General features: G+C 34.1%; 3 protein-coding genes, 4 tRNA genes and 1 pseudogene. 4 read left to right on the top strand and 4 right to left on the bottom strand.

Translation table 11 applies throughout. From position 1 onward, the window contains the following. From AA81_RS04150 to AA81_RS04140, 3 genes and pseudogenes are all read left to right on the top strand, one after another. A pseudogene (locus AA81_RS04150) lies at positions 1-225 on the top strand (glutamate--tRNA ligase); the annotation flags it as partial. A 7-nt stretch (positions 226-232) separates the two neighbouring features. Further along, a complete protein-coding gene (coaBC, locus tag AA81_RS04145) occupies positions 233-1,432 on the top strand; it encodes a bifunctional phosphopantothenoylcysteine decarboxylase/phosphopantothenate--cysteine ligase CoaBC (protein WP_103898297.1) in 1,200 nt (399 codons plus the stop codon). Further along, positions 1,365-2,573 (top strand): L,D-transpeptidase family protein, encoded by a 1,209-nt coding sequence (locus AA81_RS04140; protein ID WP_103898296.1) that lies wholly within the window; start codon positions 1,365-1,367, stop codon positions 2,571-2,573. The genes coaBC and AA81_RS04140 overlap by 68 nt, the downstream gene beginning before the upstream one ends. Positions 2,574-2,589: 16 nt before the next feature. On the opposite strand, the gene AA81_RS04135 is transcribed toward AA81_RS04140, so the two are convergent. The 4 genes from AA81_RS04135 to AA81_RS04120 form a co-directional block, all read right to left on the bottom strand. Next, positions 2,590-2,664: transfer RNA gene (locus AA81_RS04135), tRNA-His, on the bottom strand. Positions 2,665-2,672: 8 nt separating this feature from the next. Then, a tRNA-Arg gene (locus tag AA81_RS04130) sits at positions 2,673-2,748 on the bottom strand. After that, positions 2,749-2,824, bottom strand: a tRNA-Gly gene (locus tag AA81_RS04125). A gap of 13 nt (positions 2,825-2,837) precedes the next feature. After that, positions 2,838-2,913 (bottom strand) — tRNA-Pro (locus tag AA81_RS04120). 214 nt (positions 2,914-3,127) lie between these two features. On the opposite strand from AA81_RS04120, the gene AA81_RS04115 reads away from it, so the two are divergent. Continuing rightward, positions 3,128-3,686: DUF4912 domain-containing protein (locus AA81_RS04115; RefSeq protein WP_103898295.1), on the top strand; the 559-nt coding region annotated here is incomplete at its 3' end.

The following is a 3,686-nucleotide window of genomic DNA, read 5'->3' as shown; positions in this document are numbered from 1 at the left end:
GAGTACGACCTTGCAAATGTAGAAAATACTTTAAAAGAAATAGCCGCTCTAAATATCACTGGTAGAAAAAATGTTTTTCAGACAATAAGAGGATCTCTTTTAGGGAGGTTAGTAACTCCTGGGTTGTACGAATCTATAATTATTTTAGGAAAAAATGAAAGTATTAAAAGGTTAAAAAGAGCTTTGGAATTCTCAAATACTTTGGATATTAATCCAAGAAGGTGAATTCTCTGTGTATCCTTACTTAAAAGGGGAAAACATTTTACTCGGTGTAACGAGTGGAATCGCCATTTATAAAGCGGTTGATCTAATTTCTAAGATGAGACAGATTGAATGTAATCCAAAAGTTATCATGACAAAAAATGCTCAAAGATGGATATCCGACCAGATTTTTTCTGCAGTAGGTAACTGTGAGGTTTACTATGAAACTTTCGATGTTAAAAACGGTTGGATACCCCATACAGAGCTTTCTAGATGGGCAGAACTGTTTATCGTCGCCCCTGCGACAGCAAATATAATAGCTAAAATATCACATGGAATTGCCGATGATCTACTTTCTTGTACCGCTTTAGCTTATTCGAAAAATCCTAAACTAATTGTTCCTGCAATGAACGTTAGGATGTATGAAAATCCCGTTAATAAAAGGAATTTAGAAATATTAAAACAAAATGGTTGGTATATAATAGACCCCGGAGAAGGTCACTTAGCAGATGGAGAATTTGGTAAAGGAAGGTATCCAGATAATAGTGAAATATTAGAATACAGTGAATACCTACTTTCCAAAAAGGATTTTATGAATAAGAAAGTTTTAGTTACAGCCGGACCCACGGTTGAAAATATTGATCCTGTAAGGTTTTTATCAAACAGATCCAGTGGAAGAATGGGTTACGAATTAGCAAGAGAATTCGCAAACAGAGGAGCTGAGGTTACTTTAATATCTGGACCCACCAACTTAAAACCACCATCTATTATAAAAAAAATCATAAAAATAGAAAGTGCTAAAGAATTAAGAGAAAGAGTATTAGAGCATTTTGAAGATAATGACATAATAGTTATGACAGCTGCAGTAAGTGATGTAAGAATAAAAAATTATTCGGAACAAAAGTTAAAAAAAGATACAATAGTTAATCTAGAAATTGAGAAAAATCCTGATATAATAAAAGAATTAGGAAGGAAAAAAAGAGTTGGTCAAATACTTGTTGGATTCGCTGCGGAAACAGAGAACTTAAAAGAGAATGCCATAAAGAAATTAAAAGAAAAAAAGATTGATATGATAGTTTTAAACGATGTTTCAAGAGAAGATATAGGGTTTGAAAAAGAGGAAAACGAGGTGACCATTTTTACTAGTAAGGAGGAACTTCGACTTGAGAAAAATCACAAAAGGATTATCGCTAATAATATTTGTGACTTTATTTTCAGTACTTTTTTCTGAAAATTATTTTCGTTTGTATCCCGTTGAATATGATCAAACTCAAAATATTGTGAAAATTAATTTAGAAAGTTATATAAATACTACGCAAAAACCAAATGTATACATATATGATGGGGGAGATAGAAAGAAATTAACCTTGTATGAAAAAGAAAACGGTGATTTCTCCTTTTATGTTAATTTAAATGCTTTTAAAGGCGATTATTATTCATTCTTAGTAACCTCTACAGATAAAGTAGGGAAAAATGTTTCACAGTTTTTTGCAAATTTTTTGGAAAAATCCTTATTCGCTCCAAATATAGAAGTTGAAATAACCACCTCTGTCGTGGAAAATGGTTATCAATATTATTTGGATTATTACCCAGAAGAAGATTTGGAATTAGTAAAAGTACAGGTGGGGGATACCGTTTTTGAAGGTACAGATGAGTTCTTAAGGCTGCTGGGTAACTTTGAAGATGGGTTTTATGACTCTGTTTTTACTTTTAGAAATAGATATGGAATACTTTTTGAACGAAAAGTCACCTTTTTGAAATTGGCAAATGTTGTAGCTACCGAGAACGTTTTAAAACCAAAGCAAAGACATGAAGTATATGGTTACCATATCGTGCAAAAAGGTGAGAGTTTATATAAAATTGCTGAAAAATACAAAGTTCTTCCTGGAGATTTGGTCAACATGAACGATCTAAAAGATCCTTCTTTGATATATCCTGGACAAGCTTTAAAGATAGGACAAGTTAAATATGAAGAAAGTCCTTTACGCTTAGAAATAAACCTTTCGCAAAATAAGATGCACCTGTATTTTCATGATCAGTTGTTAAAAACTTATATCGTTGCGGTTGGTATGAGTGATTATACACCGCCCGGTTACTATCGAATTTCATACAAAGAGAAAGACCCTGCATTGTATTGGTACGATGAATATATACCACCCGGATCTCTAATGAATGGAATGGGAACAAGATGGATACAACTCTCAAACCCTCAATATGGGATTCATGGTACAACAAAACCATGGGAAATAGGCAAAAGGATATCTCACGGATGTATAAGAATGTTCAACTTTGATGTGGAAGTTATAGATTTTTTAGCGTCTTTGGGAACCGAGGTTTATGTATATAATGGAGAAAATAAGAAAGAATCCTAGATAGGATTCTTATAGCTGGGGTGGCTGGTGGGATTTGAACCCACGACATCCTGAGTCACAGTCAGGCGTTCTTCCACTGAACTACAGCCACCAAGAGTGTGGTGCGCCTGGGGGGACTCGAACCCTCAACCCTTGGATTAGAAATCCAATGCTCTATCCTTTGAGCTACAGGCGCTGGAGCGGCCGACGGGGGTCGAACCCGCAACCCTTGGCTTGGAAGGCCAATACTCTACCAATTGAGCTACGGCCGCATTAAATCATTAATGGTCGGAGCGACTGGGCTTGAACCAGCGACCTCCGGTGCCCAAGACCGGCGCGCTCCCAACTGCGCTACGCTCCGCTGCCTTACTTTTCAAAATATATAATATCACAAGGAATCTCTTTTGTCAATATTTAATTCTCTATTGTCAAATTATTTAATTTTCTTATGATACAATTATGTAGGGAATTGAATATTAAAAATAAATTCGTTAGAAGGCAGGCTGTGGGGCGAAGGGACGCTATATATAAAGTTTTAGAGTTTCTAAAGTGTCTATAAGTTTGGGAGGTGCTTTATGAAAGTAAAGGAATTGGATAAAAAATTGTTAGATACTTTTAGGGCAGATGAACCTACAATACAGGAATTGAGAAATATCGCAAAAAATTTAGGTGTTAAATTAAAACGAAATATGAATAAAAAAGAAATTTTAAAGGCAGTTAGAAAAGAGGTTAAGAGGTTAGAAGAATCTCCAAATCAAAGATTTGAGAAAGTTTCGGATTATACAAAATTACCAAAAAATCTACAAAATCTACAAAAGCTTCCAAAATCAAATGAATCAAAAGAGCTTCCTCAAAAGTATGAAAGGGAAAAACTTAAATTAATGCCTGTCAATCCTAACTGGGTATATGTTTACTGGAACTTTTCTGAAAAAAGCCGAAAAAAACTAAAAAAATTATCAAAAAATTCTAATATTGCTATAAGGATCATAAAAAAATCAAAAGAGGATCAAGAAGCAGAAAAAAAAGTTATTGAAACAGATTTAAAATTAGACCAAAACGGCAATACTTATTTCCACCTCCCAAAAGATAATTCTACTTATATTGCTTTCCTTGAAGTAGAAGATAAAAAGGGTG

The organism is Petrotoga halophila DSM 16923 (assembly GCF_002924615.1).
The sequence above is the reverse complement of the archived record's forward strand: the minus strand, read 5'-3'. Positions and strand labels throughout refer to the sequence as shown.